Below are 21,779 nucleotides of genomic sequence, written 5' to 3' on the forward strand. Positions count from 1 at the left end.
TCTACGTCTCCTGTCTGCTGCGGAAGTACATCCTGATGGGAGTACCCTCAAAACCGTAGGCTTCCCGTATGCGATTCTCCAGATAGCGCTTGTAGCCGAACTGCACCTGCTTGGGATCGTTCACAAAGAAGACGAATGTGGGTGGCTTGACATCAGCCTGAGTGACGTAGTAGAACTTGAGCCACTTGCCGGGCTTGCTAGGAGGCTGGTGAGCGGCGACGGCGTCCCTCAGCAGGCGGTTGAGGGCGGCGGTGGTGATCCTGCGCTCCCTCTCCCTGGCGATCTTGAGGGCGGTCTCCACCAGCCCGGGGATGCCCTGGGAGTACTTGGCGGAGATGAACCTGACGGGTGCCCAGTCGACGAAGGGCATTCTCTCCCTGAGGTGGGCGACGTATTCGTTGGCGGTGTTCTCGTCCTTCTCAACGAGGTCCCACTTATTGACGACCAGCACCAGCCCCTTGTACTCTTCCAGGACGTAGCCGGCGATGTGCTCATCCTGGGCGGTGAGGCCCTCCTGAGCATCTATCAGCAGCAGCACGACGTCGCTGCGGCCGATGGCCCTGAGGGTCCTGAAGACGCTGTACTGTTCGATGCCGGACTCGACCTTGCCCCGACGCCGTATGCCGGCGGTGTCGATGAGCACTATGCGCTGGTCGCCCCACTGGATCTCCGTGTCCACGGGGTCGCGCGTGGTGCCGGGTACATCGCTGACTATGGCGCGCTCCTGCCCCAGGATGGCGTTGAGGAGCCGGCTCTTGCCGACGTTGGGCCTGCCGACGATGGCGATGCGCACGACGGGGCCGGTCTCTTCCTCTTCCTCCTCTTCCTCGGGAGGGAGGAGCTCGACGACCCTGTCCAGGAGGGGGGTGATGCCCATGCCGTGGTAGGCGGAGACGGGGATGGGATCGCCCATGCCGAGGGAGTAGAACTCCACGGCCTCGTACTCCCGCTGAGGGGAGTCGGCCTTGTTGACCGCCAGGATGGTGGGCTTGTTGGTGCGCCTGAGCAGGTCGGCTATCTCATAGTCCGAGGGGGTGGGCCCCGTCTTGACGTCGATCATGAAGACGATCAGGTCGGCCTCCCGTATGGCCTGCTCTGCCTGCTCGCGAACCATGCGGCGGATGGGGTCGGGCTCATCGGAGGATGAGTCGACGCTGGTCTCCAGGCCGCCGGTATCGACGATGGTGAAGGTCCTGCCGCGCCAGCTGACCTCGCCGTAGAGGCGGTCGCGCGTGGTGCCAGGCTCATCCTGCACTATCGCTGCCCTTTCCCCCAGCAGGCGGTTGAAGAAAGTTGACTTGCCGACGTTTGGTCTACCTACTATAGCTACGATTGGTTTTGCCGCCATTGAGCACCTGGTCTTTCGAAGTATTTTGGAAAACAGAGATACACTAACTTGTCATTATACAAGAGAGAAGGCAGCGTTCTCTAGCCGGCGCCCCCGAGGCCTTCCAGGGCGTACCACGAAGCCCCCACCTTCTCCAGGTCTTTACACGTATCGATTATATTTTCTATAATGCGCCTATCCAGTACATAGTAGAACATAATTATATAATAATAGGAGGATGCTCGTGCAAAGACGGCTCTTGAAGGTTCCTGAGGTCGCCTCCTACCTGGGCATCAGCCGCGCCAAGGCTTGGGCCCTGGTCAACTCCGGATACCTGCCCTCGGTGCTCGTGCCCCCGAGATCTCGCAGGGTCCCGCTGGACGTCCTGGAGAACTGGGTGCAGCAGCAGCTCCAGAGTGCGCCGGCAAAGGAGGCGGCGGATGGCGATGCGGAGTAATCCTGTCGACTCCTCCCGGGCGGACGCCCCGTTCCCCCAGCCACGCGGCGCAAGACATCAGAAGCAGCCCACAACCGACATCCGGCAGATCAAGTCGAAGCTGGACCTCGCGTCGCTCGTGGAGCGCCACGCGGGCGAGCTCCGAAGGGAGGGGGGCTACCTGAAGGCCCTTTGCCCCTTCCACAAGGAGAAGACTCCCAGCCTGGCGATATACCCTTCGCGCCAGAGGTGGCAGTGCTTCGGCTGCGACCGCAAGGGGGACGTGATCGACTTCCTCGGGCACGTGCGCTTCAACGGCCTTTGGGACCGCACCAACAGCTCGCAGTTCAAGGAGGTGCTGGCGGAGGCCACAAGGATCGCGGGCGAGCTCCCCACAAATTCCCGAATTCCCGATCCCTTAACAATCGGGAATTCGGGAATTTCTCCCGCCGGCGAGAAGACCTACGAGCTGCGCGATCCTGCGGGGGCGCTGGTGGCCTACCACATCCGCGTGGAGAATCCCGAGGGTGTGAAGGTGTCCATGCCCTACAAGCTCCCCGACGGCTCGTGGGGCCTGGGCGACCTGCCGAAGGAATCGCTCCCCCTGTACCGCAGCCAGCATCTGGCGTCATCCCCCGGGGCGACGATCGTCCTCACGGAGGGCGAGAAGGGAGCGGACGTGCTCTCGGAGCTCCTGCCACCGGAGAAGTACCTCGTGCTGGGCACAGCCTGTGGCTCAGCCACCACCCCGGGGGAGGAGGCTCTCAGGCCGATCCTGGGCAGGGAGGTCGTGCTCGTGCCCGACGCCGACGAGGGAGGCATCGCTCACATGCAGCGGATAGCCCTGCGCCTGCTGGAGATGGGCGCGCCCGAGGGCTCCGTCAAGATCCTGCTGGGGTACGACCTGGCGGACTACAGGGAGCCGCTGGAGAAGCTGCTGGCCCGCAAGGTGAAGACGGTCACTCCCGAGATGGCCACCAGGTGGCGGCAAGAGCGTATTCCCGAATTCCCGGTCCCTAAAGAATCGGGAAATCGGGAACATCCCGGGTTCGTCCCCGTGTGGCTGCAGCCCGAGCCCCGGCCACGCGACTGGATCGTCGAGGACCTCATCCCCGAGGGGACGATCACCCTCCTGTACGGAGACGCGGGCACAGGCAAGAGCGCTTTTGCGACGGCGCTGGCGCTGCACGTGTGCACCGGCAGTCCTTTCCTGGGAAAGCAGACGATCGGCGGCCCAGTGGCGTACGTGGACACGGAGTTCGACGCGGAGGAGTTCGTCCGCAGGAGCTACGCGCTCTCCCGAGGCATGGGGCTGATGGGCCCGCCGGAGGGGATCTACTACCTGCGCACGCAGGGCTCCCTGACGGATCCTGCTGTGAGGGCACAGGTGGAGGCCTCGTGGGACTTCGCCCCCGCGATGGTGATCCTCGACTCCCTGACGCTGGGGGCATACGAGTCGGACACGAAGGACGTGGCGGCAGTGGTGGAGATCCTGACCTGGCTGGAGGAGCTGCAGATAACGGCGCTGGTGCTGGATCACCACGCAAAACCCTCCCCGGGAGCCAACCTGAGCGACTACCGCCCCTACGGCTCCTTCGCCAAGCACGGCAAGGGCAGGCACGTGCTGCAGCTGCTGGCGGGAGAGGCCGGAGGCACCGCGGTGAGGGTGAGCAAGAGCAACCTGGCGCCCCGGGGACTGACGCTGGGCTTCAGTCTCCGCTGGGAGGGAGACCAGATACTGCTGAGGGAGGAGCAGCTGGGGAGCGAGACGCTTGCGGGCGTGGAGCGCAACCTGCCGCGCTCGATGCAGGTGCTGATAGCGCTGGCACGCCACCCCGAGGGAACAAGCGCCGAGGAGCTGGCCAAAGACCTGGAGATGGGCCAGAAGACGGTGCAGAACCACCTGTCGGTGCTGCGCTCGCTGGGGAAGGTGCAGCAGCTGGAGAGGGGGAGGTGGGTGGCAAAATAGCCCCACCCCCCTTTTATCCCCCCACCCCCTCCTCCTACCTCCTGACATGCCCTCAGCCCTCATGTGGGGCACCAGCTCCAGTGCCCCAATTCCCGAAATTCCCGATTTCCCGGTCTCTTAACAATCGGGAATTCGGGAATTTCTCCCCGAGCCCCTGGAGGAGTGCCCCCTCCCCCCGCCCCCCTCCGGGGGACTGCCCCAGGCGGGGTGCCTCTCATGGAGAGTGGTCTCTCCAAGCCTCTCCTCTGGGTGATCTTCCACCACGCAGTGGTGAGGGAGTCTTTGTCTCATGGAGAGGGACTCTCCAGACCTCTCCCTAGGGTGGATCACCCAGAGCTGGGTGTGTTAGGGATTCATGGAGAGGATCCTCTCATGCACTCCTCCTGGTGGAGGAGCACCACGCAGTGGCGAGGGGGGCTTCCTCTCATGGAGAGTGATCTCTCCAGACCTCTCCCTAGGGTGGATCACCCAGGGCTGGGTGTGTTAGGGATTCATGGAGAGGAGGGGGACGGGAGTCGCCGCCCCTCCTGGGTCCCCGGACGATCATGGATCGTCTGGGGTTCCCCTCCTCCTCTCCATGACCTCACCTCCCCCCACAAAGCTGTGCCATGGTGCCATCCAGGGAGGTTGTGGAGAACATATGAGTGCTCTGAGGCGTCCTGCTCTGTCCCAGGGACCCCCTCTCCCCTAGCCCCTCTCCCACCACTGGAGAGGGGAACGCTGGGTGGTGTCCAGTGGACTGGGTCATAGAGTAGGGATCAGTGGAGTTTAGAAGGGTGGGGTGGGGATGGAGGTGGGTTGGGGAGGGGAGTGGGCTTGGGGTTGGATAAGGGTTGTGTCATGGAGGAGTTGGGGAGGCGGGATGAGATTGGGGTGGGGTGGTGAGGGATGCGAGTCACTGCTCCCTGGAGGGGAAGAGAGCCAGAGGGGATCGCGGTGCAGAGTGAGTCCTGGAGGGGGTAGGGAGGCAATTTGGAAGGGAGTGAGTGTTATGGTAAATTCCCGATTTCCCGATCCCTTAACAATTGGGAAATCGGGAATTAGTCATAAGTACTCCCTCTGCAGCAGGAGATGCCCCTTCCCCTGCTGCAGCCGCAAGCCACAACCCTCACACTCTGTATCCCGCGCAAGGGGAGGAAGGCACAGCTTGCCTCTCGCCGATCTCGAGCCCCGGTTCACCCCCACGCGTGTGGGGACAATTGGTGGCAGGCGCAGTACCTGGGCTCACAGCCCGGTTCACCCCCACGCGTGTGGGGACAATGCCTCGCGGATGCGGGCGTCGTCGTCACAGTACGGTTCACCCCCACGCGTGTGGGGACAATGTCTCGGGAGGTGCCCACACCCTGCCACGCCACGGTTCACCCCCACGCGTGTGGGGACAATGAGGGATTTCGCCTGCTCCCAGGTCGTGAGCTCGGTTCACCCCCACGCGTGTGGGGACAATGGGTCACCCTGCGCTTGGCCTTTGTCACGGCCGGTTCACCCCCACGCGTGTGGGGACAATACCATCGGTTGCCTCCAGGAGCGCACGGGGACCGGTTCACCCCCACGCGTGTGGGGACAATGCGTTGCGGGTGAACCAGGTGCCCGGCCGGTCCGGTTCACCCCCACGCGTGTGGGGACAATAATCCCCACAGCTGACCGTGAGCTTCCGTGGACGGTTCACCCCCACGCGTGTGGGGACAATGATCCGGATCGTGATCGTGATGACCAAGCGCGCGGTTCACCCCCACGCGTGTGGGGACAATTCGCCAACTGCGTGAGCGCCACGACCGCCGCACGGTTCACCCCCACGCGTGTGGGGACAATTCAAGTGGATGTGGGACAAGCTCAAGGGTGTCCGGTTCACCCCCACGCGTGTGGGGACAATGCGCAGAGACCAACCATGAGAAGACGCGTAAGACGGTTCACCCCCACGCGTGTGGGGACAATACTTGCTAACTCCGCATTCTACCTGGGGGTTTAGTTTTAGATGCCCCGTTTGGTATCAGCCAGCTCCTACTCTACACCCCTCCGCCCAGGCTGTCAAGATACCCCCAAAACGTGTCCAGGTCCCCTCTATGAAAGGGCACAGCCCCTAATTCCCGATTTCCCGATCACTTAAGAATCGGGAATTCGGGAAAAAGGGGTTGGGGTCATTGATGTGGGTCGCAGGGGGGGCGTGGGTGGAGGGGGGAGGTGCTGTGGCCTGATCCGGGCTCTCCCCTGGGCATACCTTGCATGGTGTGGTCGAAAGAGGGGGGCTGCGCAGGGGCCGACATGCATGGTGTTCTATTTTGTTCTAATATTGTGCCTCCCCGAGGGTGCCATGCGATGTGGGGTGTGTACCCTGAGGTCTTGGGGGGTGGAGGCCAGCCGTACCTGTCCGGGTGTAGTCCCGGGTGGGAAGTGGTGTAGGGGTGGCTCTATGGCCCGGAGGGTGTGGAGGCCCCGCAATTGGGGAGTGTCAGGGGGTGGCCTTTGGAAGGCCAGGGAAGCATATCTGCACCAGCGGTGCAGGCCAAAGGGCGGAGATGGTGCAGGGAGGAGCTATGCCCCTCCCTGGGATCACTTACTGCGCCTGGAACTCGTCGCCTGCCAGGTCCTCATCGTTGAACACCAGGCCGAGCTGGATGCCGTCCGGCGTCTCGATGAGGTCGATGGTGGAGCCGTCGAGCGCCTGGCTGACGTCCTCGGAGATGTGGAGCACCTCGTGTCCCTCGTGCTCGACCACCTGATCGCCCACCTGAGCTTTGCCGCTCACCAGGCCGATCTCGCCGGTGTTGAGCACCTCGAGACGGAGCACGTCGCCTTCGGCGACCTCCACGCCCTGCAGGATCTCCTTTGCTGCTGTGCTGACGTTGACCATTAAGAACTCCTTTGTGTTGTCTTCTCTGTCGACCCGCTATAAAACAAATAAGCTCGGTCACAACGGGACCGAGCAACTCCCAGCGGCCTCGCCGTTGAGATTACTTATTATACAACTTATCGCGGGGATATGCGAGACCCCTCGGCTATTTGCCGGAGAAATTCGCCACCGGTGTGTGATCGGGACAGAGCTTGCGCGACTCCTCCTCCGAGAGGTAGGCGTCGATCAGCGCGCACCTGTGGGGATGGAGACTCCCCGGGAGGGCGTTCTCCCGGAAGTAGGCGCACCCGCGGCAGGGCTCCGCCACGAAGAGCGCTCCCGCCTCCTGCAGGCTCCAGAGCACCCTGCCTAGCCCCAGCTCGAAGACGCGGCGATCCTCGGGCGTCATCTCGGCCAGCGCCTCCGAGAGGGCGTCTCCCCAGCGGGCGAGCGCCGAGGCCACTCGCTCCCCCTCGGGCGTCAGGCGGAGCAGCGTGACCCTGCGGTCGCGGTCGCTGACCTCCCGGGTCAGCAGCCCCCTGCGCTCCAGGGAGTCCACCACGCCCACGGCGCTGGCGTGCGAGCTGGCGAGCCAGAGCGCGAGGTTACCGATCGTCGTCGCAAAGCTCTTGGTATGCCGCACGAACAGGAGCGCCTGTGCCTGCGCCGGCGTCAGACCCTCACCGTGCGACTCCCGGGCGATGAGGGCGCGCATCGCCTGCCCCAGCCGCAGGAAGGTCATCGCGAGGCGGTCCATCTATCCTCCCTCCGCAGGCCCCAGCAGGGCGTCGACCACAGCCGCCTGCAGCGACTCGAGCCGGGGCACGTGGCGGGGCGCCTCCCGCGCGATCGCCTCCGGCAGGTTGGGATCCTGTGCGCTGGCCTCCGCGATCATCTGGGGCTCGCTCAGCCACCTGGAGAGCAGGCCGTCATCGGCCTCCACGTGGAAGAGGATGCCCCAGGCGCTACTGCCCCACCTGAATGCCTGGCAGGGGGTAACAGCCGAGCTGGCCAGGGGGATAGCTCCCGGCGGCAGGTCGAAGATATCCCCGTGCCAGTGCAGCACCGTCTCCGTGGGGGCGAACCTCGAGAAGATGGGGTCGCTTGCGGCCTCGGGCATGGTGGTGATCTCGCCCCAGCCGATCTCCTTGCCCCGGGGGTTGGGGTACACTCCGGCGCCGAGCGCCGCCGCGAGCAGCTGGCTCCCCAGGCAGACGCCAACGGTCGGAACGCCGCTCTCCAGGCAGCTGCGGATGAACTCCACCTCCCGCCTCAGGAAGGGGTAACGATCCCCCTCGTACACGCCCATCGGGCCGCCCATCACGAACAGGGCGGAGGGCTCCCCCACCGCGGAGGGCATACTCCCCGCGAACAGGTCGACGTACTCCACCTCCGCCCCAAGGCGCACGATGTGACGCTCGAACGCTCCCAGGTCCTCCCAGGGGACATGACGCAGCGCGATCACTCTCTTCAAGGTAGGCTCCTTCCTCACCAGGCCTCGTTCTTGGCGTAAGGACGCGCCCACAGGGTGGCCTGTAGCAGCACGGCCTTCAGCCAGGCCTGGTGCATCTTCTCCACCATCTCGGGCGGCTCCCCGCTCTGCTCCAGGAAGGGCCGCACCGTGGCATATATAGGGTACACCAGCGCGTTGATGTACCGCCAATGGATGTAGGGAGGCGTGCCCTCCGCGGCCGCGCCATCGGTCTGGTTCTTCCTGGTGAAGTGCCGCTGGGCTATCTCCTCCTGGTAGTCCAGCCAGCGTTGGTCGTACTCCGCCCTGCAGGTATCCTCGATCCAGCGACCGAAGCGGGCGCGCACCCTCTGCAGGTACTCCTGGCTGGGACCATCGGGCCGAGAGAAGTAGGCCAGCAGGTGGGGCTGCGACGCCACGAAGCCGTACCACACGTCGAGGATCTCCTCCTTGCGGGGGCCAAGGATCTCGCCTGCCCTGCGCAGCGCCTGCACGTCCTCATCCGACCACAGCAGACAGGACTGGATGTGCTCCAGATCCTCCATCGACACGGGCGAGGGCTGCACCGAGGGCTGTCCGTAGGTGTATCCGGGAATCTCTACCTGGCTCATCACGACTCCTCCTGTTGCAAGTTCCCCTGAGGGTTAATATGTAGGATACCTACATATTTAGGTCCTGTCAATCCCCTTCAGGCCGCAGCAGGAACAAAGCCCTCATCCACTCCCCGGCGGTCTCACGCGCTGGCTTCCGGTCGAAGGTCCAGCCGTCTCCCTCGGTGGGGGGCAGGCTTACAGGCGCCTTCACCCCGTGGGTCACGGCCGAATGCTGGGGGAAGCCTGGATCGGGACACCCTCAGGGCCTGTGGCGTCCACCGCGGATACGGGCCTCCTGCGCAGCTCGATCTATGCCACCTGGCCCTCGTGTAGTATGATATAGCTATCAACTTTTGTTGACGGCCTGGTCCCTGTAAGTGATGCCACAGCGGTGCGCGAGTGCACCAAGTTCCATAACACCTTGCCTCCAGGGGTCAGCCAGCAAACTACGTGAGGTCAGCATGCAGGTAAGCGAGTGGAGAGACGCCGTAAGAGCGTATCTGAAGACCATTGAAGACAACTTGCGCACGGGGCACGCCGGCGAGCACACCCACAGGGCCGCGCTCCAGAGGCTTGTCGAGAGCCTGCAGCCCAACACCCGTGCGATCAACGAGCCGGGACGCAGCGACTTCGGCGCGATCGACTTCCTGGTGCAGCGCCCTCGCCCCGGCGGCATGATGACCATCGGCTACGTCGAGGCCAAGGATGTGGGCACGGACCTCGACCGCGTAGAGCGATCCGAACAGCTCGTGCGCTACCGCAAGGCCCTGCCCAACCTCATCCTCACCGACTACCTGGAGTTTCGCTGGTACCTCAACGGCGATCTGCGCGCCAGGGCACGCCTGGGCTCGGCGGACCACTCCGGTAGGATCGCCAGGGACACGAAGGGCCTGGAGGAGGTCCACCAGCTCCTGAAGGGGTTCATCTCCCAGTCGCCACCGAGTATCTCCAGCCCCCGCGAGCTTGCGATCCGCATGGCGGAGCTCGCCCACACCCTGCGCGACCAGGTGATCCGCACGCTCGAGCACGAGCAGCTGGCTGCTGCACAGGGAGGTTCCGAGAGCAAGCTGATCCTGCAGCTGGCGGCCTTCAGGGAGACCCTCCTGCCGGATCTGCAGCCCGAGGACTTCGCCGACATGTACGCCCAGACGATCGCCTATGGCCTCTTCACTGCCAGGATCATGGGCGATACGGCCACGACTTTCAACCGCTACATGGCGGCCCATATGCTGCCCAGGACCAACCCCTTCCTGCGCCAGTTCTTCGACGCGATCACTGGTCCCGGGCTCTCAAGCGCGGTCGACTGGATCGTTGACGCGATCGCCGACCTGCTCTCCGTGGCCGACATGGCGGCGATCATGCGCGACTTCGGTCGTGCCACCCGCCAGGAGGATCCCGTGGTCCACTTCTACGAGACGTTCCTGGCGGAGTATGACCCGAAGGTGCGGGAGATGCGTGGGGTGTACTATACCCCGGAGCCCGTGGTCTCATACATCGTGCGCTCGGTGGACCGCCTCCTGCAGGAGCACTTCGGGCAGGAACACGGCCTTGCCGATCCTAACACCATCGTGCTCGACCCCGCCACGGGGACGGGCACCTTCCTTTACGATGCGATCCTCAGGGTGCACGAGAGCCTGCTGAGTCGTGGGCTGGGAGGCCTGTGGCAGGGGTACGTCGCCGAGCGCCTCATCCCACGCATCTTCGGCTTCGAGCTGCTGATGGCCCCCTACGCCGTCGCGCACCTGAAGCTCTCCTGGCTGCTGCGCGAGACCGGCTACAACCTCGATGGCTCCGAGCGCATCGGGGTCTATCTAACCAACACCCTCGCGGAGGCGGTGCAGGCCTCACCCCTGCCCTTTGCCGAGTACATCAGCCAGGAGGCCAACGCTGCCGCGGAGATCAAGCGCGACAAGCCGATCATGGTCGTGCTCGGCAACCCGCCCTACTCCGGCCACTCCGCCAACCGGGGCGAGTGGATAGGCAACCTCCTGCGCGACTACTACCAGGTGGACGGCAAGCCCCTGGGCGAGCGCAACCCGAAGTGGCTGCAGGATGACTACGTCAAGTTCATCCGCTTCGGGCAGTGGAGGATCAACCGCACCGGCCAGGGCATCCTCGCCTACATCAGCAACCACAGCTACCTGGATAACCCCACCTTCAGGGGGATGCGCCAGTCGCTGATGCGCACCTTCGACCACATCTACCTGCTGGACCTCCACGGCAACACCAAGAAGAAAGAGAAGGCGCCAGACGGCGGGCCAGACGAGAACGTGTTCGACATCCAGCAGGGCGTGTGCATCGGCATCTTCGTCAAGACTCCCGGCTACCAGGGCCCGAAACGCGTGTTCCATGCCGACCTGTGGGGCAGGCGCGAGGAGAAGTACCGGTACCTCGGGGAGCAGGACGTCACGACCACCCAGTGGCAGGAGCTGCACCCCACATCACCCCTGTACCTCTTCAAGCCCCGCCAGACGGACCTTGCGGAGGAGTACGAGCGCGGCCCCAGGATCACCGATATCATGCCCGTAAACTCCGTCGGGATCGTGACCGCGCGCGATAAGCTCGCCATCCAGTGGAGCTCAGAGGACATGCTCAGGACAGTGCGAGATTTTGTCTCCCTCCCTCCTGAGGAGGCCAGGCAGCGCTACAATCTCGGCCTAGATGTCAGGGACTGGAAGGTGAGCCTGGCGCAGCAGGACATCCGCGATCACGGCGTCCTCAGGGACCGCATAGTGCCGGTGCTGTATCGGCCGTTCGATGTTCGCTACACCTACTATACTGGCAGGAGCAGAGGCTTCATATGCAGGCCTCGTCCCGAGGTCATGGGCCACATGCTGCGCGGCGAGAACGTGGGGATAAGTTCTACGCGCTCAATCGAGATAGGCAGGGGATTTGAGCATCTATTTGCTACAAGACACATAGTGCAGCACCATACTGTGTCCATCAAGGAAGTAAACTACCTCTTCCCCCTCTACCTGTATCCTGAGGGTGGGGAGGCGTACAGCAGGGCGGACGCGATACGCGAGGCGGTGAGGCGCGTCGAGGCGATGGAGATCGCCTCTGCGGCCGAGGTGGCGCGCACCCAGCAGGAGATACCCGAGCTGGTGAGATCCCTCTTCCCCAGGGAGGAGTACGCCCGCTGGCCCAACTTCGCGCCTACGTTCATCGCCGAGGTCGCGGAGCGGACGGGCCTGCGCTTCGAGCCCGAGGGGTGGTGGCCCAACCGTCCAGCGGCCCGCACTCCCGGCACCTTCACGCCGGAGGACCTGCTGGGGTGGATCTACGCCGTGCTCCACTCGCCCAGCTACCGCACTCGCTACGCCGACTTCCTGCGCTCGGACTTCCCGCGAGTGCCCCTCCCGCCCGACGGCGATACCTTCCTCCAGCTCGCGGACCTGGGCCTGCAGCTGATCGACCTGCACACCCTGCGGGATCCCTCCCTGGAGCACACGCAGGTAGGCTTCCCCCAGCCCGGCGACAACATCGTGGAGGCACCTTGCTACGACGAGCAGAGACAGGTCGTCTGGATCAACCGGACGCAGCACTTCACGCACGTCCCCCGGGAAGCGTGGGAGTTCCACATCGGTGGCTACCAGGTGGCCGAGAAGTGGCTGAAGGACCGCAAGGGTCGTCGGCTCTCCTATGAGGAGATCGAGACCTACAGGCGAATCATCGAGGCGCTGCGGCGCACCCGGGATCTCATGAGCAGGATAGACCAGGTGTGGGTCATCTCACCCGCCCCCCAGGCGGGAGGATAAGCCCGCGATCCATCTCCTGCCCCCGGGAAGGACGCTTGCCAGGGCGTCCGCGAGGGGGAGAGGGGCATACCGGCAGGGAGGACAACCTGTGGGGGCAGCACAAAGTGTAGGGGCGGCGCAAACTGTGGGTGGGGGGTAAAGTATAGGGACAGGGCTGAAGGGAGAGCAAGTACCGCGGTGGGGGCAGGCATCGAAGGTGGGGGTAGAGAGCGGCTTTGGGGCCTTCGTGGGAGGGCCCTCGAGGGGCACGGGGCACACTTCCCGGGGGTGCCTCCGTGCCCTGGCGGTCACCTACTCGTGCAGGGGGAGGACGACCATGGCGCCGCCGGTGAGGGTGACGGTGCTGCCGGAGGCGAGGTTGCGCACCTGGGCGCGCACGCTGCGGGTGCCGCTTGCGGCGGCGATGACTGAGGAGTGGGTGAACGCCTGGCGCAGGCCCGCCAGGGGGGAGCCGTAGGCGGCGACCCGGCTCTGGGAGGTGCCGGCGAGGATGCGGACCTCCAGGGCGGAGGTGGCCTGCGCGCTGGTGTAGCCCTCGAGCTGCAGGGCGATCCACAGCCGCGAGGGGGCATCGGTGGTGATCGTCGCCGAGAGCACGTCCTGCCAGGGGGTGCCCGTCGCGTAGGGGATGCTCCCGAGCAGGAGGCTGGACGTGGTGGCTGGGCTGCCCGGGATCACCGCCTGGGAGGGGGCTCCCCCGAGGGTGGCCACCACGAGCAGGTCGCCTGCCGGGGGCCGCAGCAGGAGGCAGTGGTCCTGCAGGTGCTCGTCGCGCACGTGATCGGCCACCACGGCGGAGACGGCTCCACCATCGGAGTCGATGGGTTGCACGGTGGCGCGCCTGGTGTAGGGGTCGTAGGATGTGATGAGTCCTCGCTGGATGATGCTCATGGTATCTCCTTTCTGAAGTGGGGAGTGAGGGAGGGGCGGGTGCCCCTCCCGGCAGCTAGTAGGAGCGCAGGAAGCTGCAGTGCATCTTCCTGGGTTGTGATCGTAGCCAGTCCTTGTAGCGCTGGGCGTAGGCCTCGATCGAGGGTACCTCCTTGCGGATCATGACGCCGCCGCGCTGTCGCCTGCTCTCCAGGGAGCAGAGGGCGGAGTAGGCCGATAGCCACAGCAGGGGCTCTTCCTCCCAGTGGAGGATGCCCAGGGGTGTGGTGTCGTCCCCGGGAGGGAAGACGCACGCCGGATAGGTGACGGCGATCGGTCGCACCCCGCGGGTGCCCATGGGCTCGAGCATGAGGATGTGGTCATCGGGCAGGAAGTAGGCGCTGGGCGGCAGCACCTGCCCGTCCATGTCGACCCTCCAGGGCGGTCCGATGCAGTCCTCCGGCAGGTAGTAGGCGCCGTCGGCGGGGTCGGGGTTAACGACCCTGCAGCGGGTGCGGGGCACGTGGGTGGTCAGCAACTGCACGGAGCTATCGATGTACTCGTTGAGCTCCAGGTCCTTCCAGACGTAGGGCTGGGTCTCGTCGCCCAGCTCCCATCGCAGTCGGTTGCGCATATCGGCACGCGTGACCATGGGCGCAACCTCCTAGGGCAGGATGCCGACCATCTTGGCGGCGGCTATCTCGCGGAAGAGCACGAGGCCCACGTACCACTTGATGCGCCACCTGCGGGCGTTCTTCGTCTCCAGCATGCCCACTTCCTCGACCTGGATGCCGCCGTTCTCGATGCCCATCAGGCCGGTCTGGAAGCCGAACTTGACGGCGTACATCGTGGAGCAGTTGTTGGCGGTGCCCTTGGTCTCGGAGTCGGAGATACTGTCGTCCACCTCGACGGGGATGCCGTCGTAGTAGAGGACGTGGCGGCCGAACTGGTCGACGTCCGTCTCCAGCACGGAGCCGGAGGCGCGGCGCAGGGAGTTGAGCTTCCTGCGGGTGCGCTTGGAGCATAGGATGACGTCGGGTCTGCCGGGCTTGACGCGATCGAGGAAGGAGTCCATCGCGTCGAGCGTGAGGTTGCCGCCGTTGGCTCCCAGGTCCTCTATCTGGGAGGGGGATGTGATGAGCTTCTTGAGGCCGTCGAACTGCTTGGGGTTGGCGGAGGAGTCGCCGTTGTAGAAGGAGTCGGAGAAGGCGTAGGCGACGGCCTTGGCGCGCTCGGCGATGATGGCGGCCTCCAGGTCCTGCACGCTGCTGTAGGTCTGCTGGAGGAAGGCATCGATGTCGGCATCGCCGCCGATGATGCGCAGGGCCGCGGTGCGGCTATTGAAGGTGGGCGTGGCCTCGGTCCAGGTGTCGCCCACGTCGTAGAAGGAGGCCGCGGGGTTGGTGGCCTCCTGGTTGTACCGCAGCTCGTTGCCCTGCACCTCCATGAAGGGCAGGTAGCGCAGGACGGGGGATTCCTGGACGATCGTCTCGACGACGCCGGCCAGCAGCATATCGTTGGTGAGCTTTGCAGCCTCTGTCTTGGTGAGTGCCATGGGTAACCCTCCTATCTGTACTGTAGTTGCATCAGCGAGATGTCCTCAGGGGACAGGGATTCCTCCACGACGCGGCGGTACTCCGCCTCGGGGTCATCCTCTCCCAGGACCTCCATCGCGCGGCGGCGGGAGTGGATGCCGGCCTCCACGAGCGCCACCTCGTCGCGCACGGTCTGGGAGCGGTCCTCCGGCAGGAGGCTGGGCCACTGGACGAGCGTCCTGTAGGGTGCCATGGGGCCGGCGCCCAAGAGCTCCAGGGAGCGCAGGATGAGCTCGTTGCGGGCCTGGATGACGCCGGTCCATATCTGGCGCTTGCGGCTGACCTTCTGGACCAGCGGCTCCATCTCGACCTCCAGCGCCGCGCCGGAGATCACCCTGCCGGAATCCCCAAAGGCCGTGCGCGGGGTCTCGGCGATGTCGTGCAGTGCCCGGTAGAGCAGGTCCACGTACTCGATATGGAGTTTGACGCCCCCTCCCTGTAGTAGGTCGAGCAGGTAGGCCTTGCTCTCGGCTGGGAGCTCCCAGAGCTGCCCCGGTCCCACGCGGATACCGTCCGCCTCGGCGTTCTCAAGTACGGCGATCGGGTTGCCCGAGACCTCCAGCACCCAGGCGAGCACGGACATGCGCTTGTTGAGCTCCCGCGCCGGCCCTATGAGGTCCACCAGGTCGGATTCTCCCCAGAAGGAGAACGGCCTGCGAATGTTGGGGAATATGACGTAGGGGATACGCCCCAGGGGGTTGGGCAGGGTGGCGACGTGGGCGCCATCGACCTGCAGCGTGACCTCGGAGTCGGTCCAGCGCTCGACGAACTCGCCGGAGAGCCTGCGGCCGGCCCACAGGCCGTGGTCGACGGGCTCCTCGACGGTGTAGCTGTGGGTGACGGCGAGCACCCGCCGGAAGTCCAGCGGGTCGGTCTCGACGTCCAGCGCCTGGGGGTCGACGGAGGTGACCCGGACGCCCTCCTCTGTGGGGAGGACGCGGAAGGCGCCGTCGCCGATGACGGCGGCATCCACGGCGGTATCGTAGTCGAGCGCGTAGAGGTTGTTGGCCTCGTAGGTGGCCTTGAGCAGGCGCTCCACCTCGGCGGCGCGCTCCGGGGGCATCTCGTCCGAGGGGGGGACCTGCAGGTTGTACGGCTTGCCGAAGAGGTAGGAGGCCGCCTTGTGGACGAAGACGCGGGCGTAGTTGAACGTCAGGCGCTTCTCGCCCGCCCGCGGGGGCGATTCCCACTGGTCGCCGGCGTAGAAGTCGAGGTACTCCCTGTAGCGGCGCAGCCTCTCCCAGCGGGAGTCGGCCATCTGTACGTTGGTCGCAGCCATCGCCTACCCCCTGCGCCTGCCGAGCGCCCAGGCGATCTTGGCGATGGCGGGGGCACTGCGCACGTCCGCTGGCGGGGAGGCAGACCTCGCAGGGTTGGAGGCCGGCAGTGACTGCACCGAGGACTGGCGCGCCCGCTCGACCGTTCTCTGGTAGGCCGCCCGGGCCACCTCCAGGGATGCATCGATCTCCTCGATCGTCTGCCCCTCCACCAGCTCGGGGACGATATCGGGGTGGGAGGCGACCACGGCCTGGCGGTAGCGCTCGACGGCCTCCCGCAGCCGGAGCTGCACCTCCTCCACGCTGGGATTCACAGGATCACCGGTGTTGCTCATTACTCCCTCCTTGTTTAAGAACTTAAGTGCTATATACTATATAACAACAACTTAATCAAGTCTTTTGAGATATTTTTATAAAGCTATCAATATAAAGCAAACTTATGTTCACCAGGAGGGAGCGACACAACTCCAGGGCGGGGCTTCCCGGGGGAACACGCCCGGCGCGATCACGCGAAGGGCAGGCTGGAAGGGGGGGCGCGCTGCCCCCACGGCAGGATGTCAGGGGCGGGCCGGCAGCCCCCCCCCAGCGCTAGACGTCGTAGGCCCGCTCGGCGATGATCCTCTCCAGGTCCTCGTCGGAGATCTCGCCCTGTTGGTGGTAGTAGTTGAGGTGTTCGCGCAGCCTGATGCGCAGCTCCTCGTCGTTGACCGCCTCGATGTGCTCTCCGCACTCGCACTCCAGAGCTCTCATCTCTACCCCCTGCGACGGATGACCCTGCAAGCGATCACCATTGCAGCATCAACAAGCGTGCCACGCCGACTACTCCAGGCGGCGCTCGAAGACCCTGGAGGTCTTGACCAGCGTGTAGCCCTGGCGCTCGTAGAAGCGGTGGGCGCGCTCCCTGACCACGTTGCTGCGCACGATGATGCGCCCGTAGCCCTGGCACCTGGCCCACTCCTCGGCGGCGCGTAGCAGCTGAGCGCCCACGCCCCTGCTCCTGTGGCCCTCGTCCACCACCAGGCCGGCCAACACCGCGCAGGCTCCCGACTCCAGCGTAAGTGCCTCGCAGACGTGTGCCCAGCCCACCACCTCGCCATCGATCTCGGCCACCAGCAGGCAGTGGTCGGGCCGCCCGGAGATCCTCCCAAGCCTCGTGGCCACGTCCTCCACCGCGGAGGGGTATCCCAGCTGGGCGCACAGGTTGCTCAGCTTCTCCACATCCCGCTGTGATGCAGGCCGCACATCCAGTTTCCCCACTTCCCGACACCTCCACAACTGATCTTTGCTCGCATGATGCCCGCTCGAAGGAGCCGGCCCCTCCACAGGAGCCACCACCATGATGACACACCCAGCGGCCAAAGGGAACGAAGCGGGGGCGGTGACCACCGCCGCGCCCGGAGCAGCCGAAAGGCCGGCAGGAGCCCGCGAGCTCCCACCGGCCCAGGACGGGGAGGGCATCAGCCCCAGGGGGTCAGCTCCCCGGGGCGCAGGATGGCGCATCACGTGGGATCAGGCGCGTGGCACCTCACGAGCGGGCTGCCAGGCTGGTGCGGCCGAAGGCGACCACGGCGGCCACGAGGAGCGCCACCCCGACCGCCAGCAGCGCCAGGAACCTGCCCCACTCCATGCCGGTCACCGCCGGCGTGCCGTACTGGTGAAAGATTGACAGGCCGATCAGCCAGTCCGGCATGCTGACCACCGGTCGAAGGAACTCTCCCAGGAAGGAGACCAGCAGGAAGGCGCTCGCCAGGCCCGTTGCGGCGCCCGAGGGCAGCCTGCAGGCCAGCAGGTACACCAGCCCCGCGGCGATGAGCTCCAGCGGGAAGATCGCCGCCGACGCTGCCGCCAGCCTGGCGACGTCCACCCGCAGGTCCACCGCCCAGGCCGCAAGCAGGATCGCCAGCCACAGCACCACCGGCAGGAAGATCGCCGCCAGGATCACCGCCGCCGCGTGCTCCAGCAGCAGCCGGGACCTGGGCTGCGGCGTGGAGAGGACGATCTCCATGCGGCCGTTGTCGAGGTCGCGGCTCCAGGAGGCCGCCAGCGTGAGCGCGTAGAAGCTGACGAGCACCGGTATGAAGCCGAACAGTGCAGCGCTGATCACCCCCTGGTTGGTGGAGATATCCTGCCCGCTGAACAGCTCGCCCAGCACGCCGCCCTCGCCGACGATCCTGCGGAACACATCCAGCAGCCTCGGCAGCATCCAGGTCAGCAGGCCCGCGTAGCCCCCGCAGATGCCGACCGTCCATGCCAGGATGGCCAGCGACCGCGCCCGCAGCGTGCGCCACCCCAGCGACCGCAGCCAGGGCGAGCCCCAGGCCTCTTCCAGGAGCTCCAGAGGCTTCTCCTCCCTCTGGCCCCCTGCGGAGAGGTCCAGCACGACGCCCCCGAGGTCCCGCCGCGCAAAGACCCAGGCATTGATCACCAGCAGCGCCAGCAGCGCCACCCCCAGCACCGCCAGGGCCGCCCAGTCGGCGGGCACCGAGGGGATCAGCGGCTTGTTGGCGTTGTAATAATGGTAGAGCGACAGGTTACGCAGCCAGCCGGCGCCCTCCACGGTGCGGCCCACAGCGTCGAGCATGAACATCACGAGTAGCACCCCGCCCGTCCAGCCCGCCGCCGCGCCGGCCGTCCGCAGGAAGTGCGACAGGAGGCAGACGACGAGCAGCACGCACAGCTCGAATAGCCCGACGTTGAGCATCGCCCCTAGCGCCCGCCCGTAGTCCACGGCCTCGTGAGCGCTGGCCTGCCCCAACATCGCGAACCCTGCAAGGATCAGGCAGATCAGGAGGATGCTCACCGCCACGCCGATCAGCTTCTCCAGCAGCAGCCTCACCCTCCCCAGGGGGTAGGAGAGCAGCACGTCCATGGAGCCCCGCTCCTCCTCCCCGCGCAGCAGCCTTGCTCCCGTAAGCAGCACCCATATCGCCAGCACCGTGGGAATCAGCACGCTCGTGCCGCGGAACGTGATGTACCCTGGGACGGTGTCGATTGCCACGGGGTCGGCATAGAACCTGAAGGACTGGTAGATCTCAGCCACGCCGCCCCTCAGCGCCTGCTCCGCGGTAGCGTACAGCGCATATAGCAGCAGGCCCAGCCCGATGCTCCAGCCGAGCACCGCGACCCTGTGATCCCTTATCGTCTTCAGCCAGACCGACCGGAACATCTCTCTCCCTCCAGACAGTTATGCACGCGCGCCCACGCCCTCGGGCTCATAGAAGCGCATGAAGATCTCCTCTAGGCTGGGCTCCTGGACCGTGAGGTTCTGGGCGTTGTACTCAGCGGCCTTCCGGATGACGGCGCTCAGGTCGCCGCCCCGCACGTGCAGGTGCAGCTCCCGGCCATCTCGCTCCACCTTCAGGTCCTCCACCTCCGGCAGGGAGGCGAACTCCTCCGAGGGCACCTGCCTGCCGAACGTCACGACCACCGTCTGCTGGCGGAGCCTCTTGAGCTGCTCCACCTCGTTGATCTCCACCAGGCGCCCATCGCGCACGATGCCCACCCTCTGGCAGGTGTGCTCCACCTCCGGCAGGATGTGCGAGGAGAGGAACACCGTGGCGCCCTCCGCCTGCACCTCCCGCAGGATGCGGTAGAACTCCTGCTGGTTGAGCGGGTCGAGCCCTCCCGTGGGCTCATCCAGGATGAGCAGGCGGGGCCTGTGCATGAACGCCTGGATGATCCCCAGCTTCTGCCGGTTGCCCCTCGAGTACTCCCGGAAGCGCTTGCCGGGGTCGAAGTCCAGCCGGTCGCAGAGCGCCGCGACGTACCGGCGATCCACCCCGCCTCGCAGGTGCCCCAGGTACGAGAGGATCTGCGCCCCCGTCATCCCGGGGTCGAACGCGAACTCCGATGGCAGGTAGCCCACCAGCCGCTTGACGGCCGTCGACTGCGCCCAGCAGTCCAGCCCCGCGATCGTCGCCCTGCCGGCCGACGGCCGCAGGAACCCCATCAGCGTGCGGATGGTCGTGGTCTTGCCCGCACCGTTGGGCCCAAGGAAGCCGAAGATCTCGCCCTCCTCGACCTGGAACGTCAGGTCGACGATACCCCTGTTGCGGCCATAGCTCTTGGTCAACCCCTGGACATCAATCAGCGCTCCCATCATCCACCTCCTCTAGATGCTGTTGCAGGTATGCCCTCACCATAGTGACCATCTGGCCCAGGCGCTCCTCCAGGAAGCGGGACAGCCTCTGCCGGTGCTCCGGAGTCGGCTGGTGCCCCGTCTCCAGTGTGCGCCGCGTGGCCTCCGCCAGCAGATCGCACTGCCTCTCAAGCGGGATGGTCACGCCCTCGGGCCAGAAGTGCTCCACCGTCATGAAGCCGATGCAGATCGCCCCCAGCGTGTGCAGCACATCCTCCAGCGAGAGGTCCGTGCGGACCATGCCCTCCTCCCGCAGGAACACCAGCAGGTCCCGCAGGAAGTCCATCCGCCGGCGCATGAGCGAGCCCTCTCGCAGGTACTCGTGACGCGCAATGCTCCCCAGCGTGCGGGAGTCCGTCAGGAGCAGGGCCCGAGGCAGGGGCCGTCGAACGGTCGCCAGCACGCTGTACTTCACCAGGCCATGGAGGGTCAGCCCCTCGGGATCCTCCCGCACCTGGGCCTGGAGCTCCTCGACCATCTGCAGCCACTCGCGCAGCAGCACACAGATAAAGAGGTCCTCGCGGCTGCTCCAGTGGTGGTAGATCGTGCCCTTGGCGACGCCGGCCTCCCGTGCGATATCCTCCATGGTCGTCTTATCGAATCCCCAGCGCTCGGCCAGGGAGGTCGCCGCGTCGAGGATGCGCTCGGCACGCTCCCTGCGCCTGCGGGCATCCAGCCTGCGCCTGCCGCGGGTACTCGCCTGCTCGTCCATCTCAGCGCCTCCACCGGCGGCGGGAGCAGCCACCCTGCGGGGGAAACATCCACCTGGCCATTCCCACCTCCAATTTTGTGACCAAATAAGTATTTTGCGTCATAAAATTCACAGCACGATTGTACTCTGCCCTCGATCCGAAATCAAGCCCCTCCCGCCGCCGGGGGCGCACCCCTGCCCCCCTTATATTCCCTCAGATCTCGGCACCTTCGCGAAGGGAGTTCGTAGCCTGCCTACCCCCAGCCTTTATATCCCCTCAGCCCTCATGTGGGGCACCAGCTCCAGTGCCCCAATTCCCGAAATTCCCGATTTCCCGGTCTCTTAACAATCGGGAATTCGGGAATTTCTCCCCGAGCCCCTGGAGGAGTGCCCCCTCCCCCCGCCCCCCTCCGGGGGACTGCCCCAGGCGGGGTGCCTCTCATGGAGAGAGGTCTCTCCAAGCCTCTCCTCTGGGTGATCTTCCCCTCATTGAGGGAGAAGCTTTCCACCCCAATCCCCTGTGGGCCTTCCATCACGATTTGGCGAGGGCGTTTTTGTCTCATGGAGAGTACCCTCTCATGCACTCCTCCTGGTGGAGGAGCACCACGCAGTGGCGAGGGGGGCTTCCTCTCATGGAGAGTGATCTCTCCAGACCTCTCCCTAGGGTGGATCACCCAGGGCTGGGTGTGTTAGGGATTCATGGAGAGGAGGGGGACGGGAGTCGCCGCCCCTCCTGGGTCCCCGGACGATCATGGATCGTCTGGGGTTCCCCTCCTCCTCTCCATGGCCTCACCTCCCCCCACAAAGCTGTGCCATGGTGCCATCCA

At 65.5% G+C, this 21,779-nt stretch carries 19 protein-coding genes and 1 CRISPR repeat array; of the genes, 3 read left to right on the forward strand and 16 right to left on the reverse strand.

Going from position 1 to position 21,779, the window contains the following annotated elements:
* Position 1: 1 nt before the first annotated feature.
* Complete coding sequence (gene der / locus TTER_RS08935) at positions 2 to 1,348, reverse strand: ribosome biogenesis GTPase Der (RefSeq protein WP_012875698.1); 1,347 nt, start codon at positions 1,346 to 1,348, stop codon at positions 2 to 4.
* Between the two features lie 223 nt (positions 1,349 to 1,571).
* On the opposite strand from der, the gene TTER_RS08940 reads away from it, so the two are divergent.
* On the forward strand, positions 1,572 to 1,784 hold the full coding sequence (locus tag TTER_RS08940) for a helix-turn-helix transcriptional regulator (protein ID WP_012875699.1): 213 nt from the start codon (positions 1,572 to 1,574) through the stop codon (positions 1,782 to 1,784).
* Complete coding sequence (locus tag TTER_RS08945) at positions 1,768 to 3,732, forward strand: AAA family ATPase (RefSeq protein WP_012875700.1); 1,965 nt, start codon at positions 1,768 to 1,770, stop codon at positions 3,730 to 3,732. Before TTER_RS08940 ends, TTER_RS08945 begins: the two co-directional genes overlap by 17 nt.
* A gap of 1,171 nt (positions 3,733 to 4,903) precedes the next feature.
* A CRISPR array of direct repeats spans positions 4,904 to 5,664; the repeat unit is 29 nt; unit sequence CGGTTCACCCCCACGCGTGTGGGGACAAT.
* A 619-nt stretch (positions 5,665 to 6,283) separates the two neighbouring features.
* Here the strand turns inward: TTER_RS08945 and TTER_RS08955 are convergent.
* From TTER_RS08955 to TTER_RS16205, 5 genes are all read right to left on the reverse strand, one after another.
* The gene (locus tag TTER_RS08955; protein WP_012875701.1) at positions 6,284 to 6,580 is read right to left on the reverse strand and encodes a hypothetical protein; all 297 of its coding nucleotides are present in this window, start codon (positions 6,578 to 6,580) and stop codon (positions 6,284 to 6,286) included.
* A gap of 145 nt (positions 6,581 to 6,725) precedes the next feature.
* Positions 6,726 to 7,316, reverse strand: coding sequence for a MarR family winged helix-turn-helix transcriptional regulator (locus tag TTER_RS08960; RefSeq protein ID WP_012875702.1), 591 nt, complete (start codon positions 7,314 to 7,316; stop codon positions 6,726 to 6,728).
* Positions 7,317 to 8,024 carry a glutamine amidotransferase-related protein gene (locus TTER_RS08965; protein WP_169302661.1) on the reverse strand — a complete coding sequence of 236 codons (708 nt, stop codon included), beginning with the start codon at positions 8,022 to 8,024 and terminating at the stop codon, positions 7,317 to 7,319. It abuts the gene before it with no gap.
* A gap of 23 nt (positions 8,025 to 8,047) precedes the next feature.
* On the reverse strand, positions 8,048 to 8,641 hold the full coding sequence (locus tag TTER_RS08970) for a protoglobin domain-containing protein (protein WP_012875704.1): 594 nt from the start codon (positions 8,639 to 8,641) through the stop codon (positions 8,048 to 8,050).
* Positions 8,642 to 8,708: 67 nt separating this feature from the next.
* Positions 8,709 to 8,834: a hypothetical protein gene (locus TTER_RS16205; protein ID WP_277422770.1), complete on the reverse strand. Its 126-nt coding sequence runs from the start codon at positions 8,832 to 8,834 to the stop codon at positions 8,709 to 8,711.
* 250 nt (positions 8,835 to 9,084) lie between these two features.
* Between TTER_RS16205 and TTER_RS08975 the strand changes: the two genes are divergently transcribed.
* Positions 9,085 to 12,381, forward strand: coding sequence for a type ISP restriction/modification enzyme (locus tag TTER_RS08975; protein WP_012875705.1), 3,297 nt, complete (start codon positions 9,085 to 9,087; stop codon positions 12,379 to 12,381).
* Between the two features lie 291 nt (positions 12,382 to 12,672).
* Here the strand turns inward: TTER_RS08975 and TTER_RS08980 are convergent, their stop codons facing one another.
* The 10 genes from TTER_RS08980 to TTER_RS09020 all read right to left on the reverse strand — a co-directional run bounded on the left by TTER_RS08980 (position 12,673) and on the right by TTER_RS09020 (position 20,973).
* A complete protein-coding gene (locus TTER_RS08980; RefSeq protein ID WP_012875706.1) occupies positions 12,673 to 13,272 on the reverse strand; it encodes a hypothetical protein in 600 nt (199 codons plus the stop codon).
* A gap of 55 nt (positions 13,273 to 13,327) precedes the next feature.
* Positions 13,328 to 13,903 (reverse strand): hypothetical protein, encoded by a 576-nt coding sequence (locus tag TTER_RS08985; protein ID WP_012875707.1) that lies wholly within the window; start codon positions 13,901 to 13,903, stop codon positions 13,328 to 13,330.
* Positions 13,904 to 13,915: 12 nt separating this feature from the next.
* A complete protein-coding gene (locus TTER_RS08990; protein WP_012875708.1) occupies positions 13,916 to 14,806 on the reverse strand; it encodes a major capsid protein in 891 nt (296 codons plus the stop codon).
* Positions 14,807 to 14,817: 11 nt separating this feature from the next.
* Positions 14,818 to 16,125: a phage portal protein gene (locus TTER_RS08995; protein WP_012875709.1), complete on the reverse strand. Its 1,308-nt coding sequence runs from the start codon at positions 16,123 to 16,125 to the stop codon at positions 14,818 to 14,820.
* A 3-nt stretch (positions 16,126 to 16,128) separates the two neighbouring features.
* On the reverse strand, positions 16,129 to 16,458 hold the full coding sequence (locus TTER_RS09000; protein WP_012875710.1) for a hypothetical protein: 330 nt from the start codon (positions 16,456 to 16,458) through the stop codon (positions 16,129 to 16,131).
* Positions 16,459 to 16,711: 253 nt separating this feature from the next.
* On the reverse strand, positions 16,712 to 16,903 hold the full coding sequence (locus TTER_RS15395) for a DUF1059 domain-containing protein (RefSeq protein ID WP_148211929.1): 192 nt from the start codon (positions 16,901 to 16,903) through the stop codon (positions 16,712 to 16,714).
* 39 nt (positions 16,904 to 16,942) lie between these two features.
* Complete coding sequence (locus TTER_RS15780; protein ID WP_012875712.1) at positions 16,943 to 17,380, reverse strand: GNAT family N-acetyltransferase; 438 nt, start codon at positions 17,378 to 17,380, stop codon at positions 16,943 to 16,945.
* 268 nt (positions 17,381 to 17,648) lie between these two features.
* Positions 17,649 to 19,289, reverse strand: a complete 1,641-nt coding sequence (locus tag TTER_RS09010; RefSeq protein WP_012875713.1) for an ABC transporter permease subunit — start codon at positions 19,287 to 19,289, stop codon at positions 17,649 to 17,651.
* An 18-nt stretch (positions 19,290 to 19,307) separates the two neighbouring features.
* The gene (locus TTER_RS09015; protein ID WP_338131987.1) at positions 19,308 to 20,225 is read right to left on the reverse strand and encodes an ABC transporter ATP-binding protein; all 918 of its coding nucleotides are present in this window, start codon (positions 20,223 to 20,225) and stop codon (positions 19,308 to 19,310) included.
* The gene (locus TTER_RS09020) at positions 20,206 to 20,973 is read right to left on the reverse strand and encodes a TetR/AcrR family transcriptional regulator (RefSeq protein ID WP_012875715.1); all 768 of its coding nucleotides are present in this window, start codon (positions 20,971 to 20,973) and stop codon (positions 20,206 to 20,208) included. The genes TTER_RS09015 and TTER_RS09020 overlap by 20 nt, the downstream gene beginning before the upstream one ends.
* Positions 20,974 to 21,779: the final 806 nt, after the last annotated feature.

This window comes from Thermobaculum terrenum ATCC BAA-798 (genome assembly GCF_000025005.1).
Lineage (GTDB): Bacteria > Chloroflexota > Chloroflexia > Thermobaculales > Thermobaculaceae > Thermobaculum > Thermobaculum terrenum.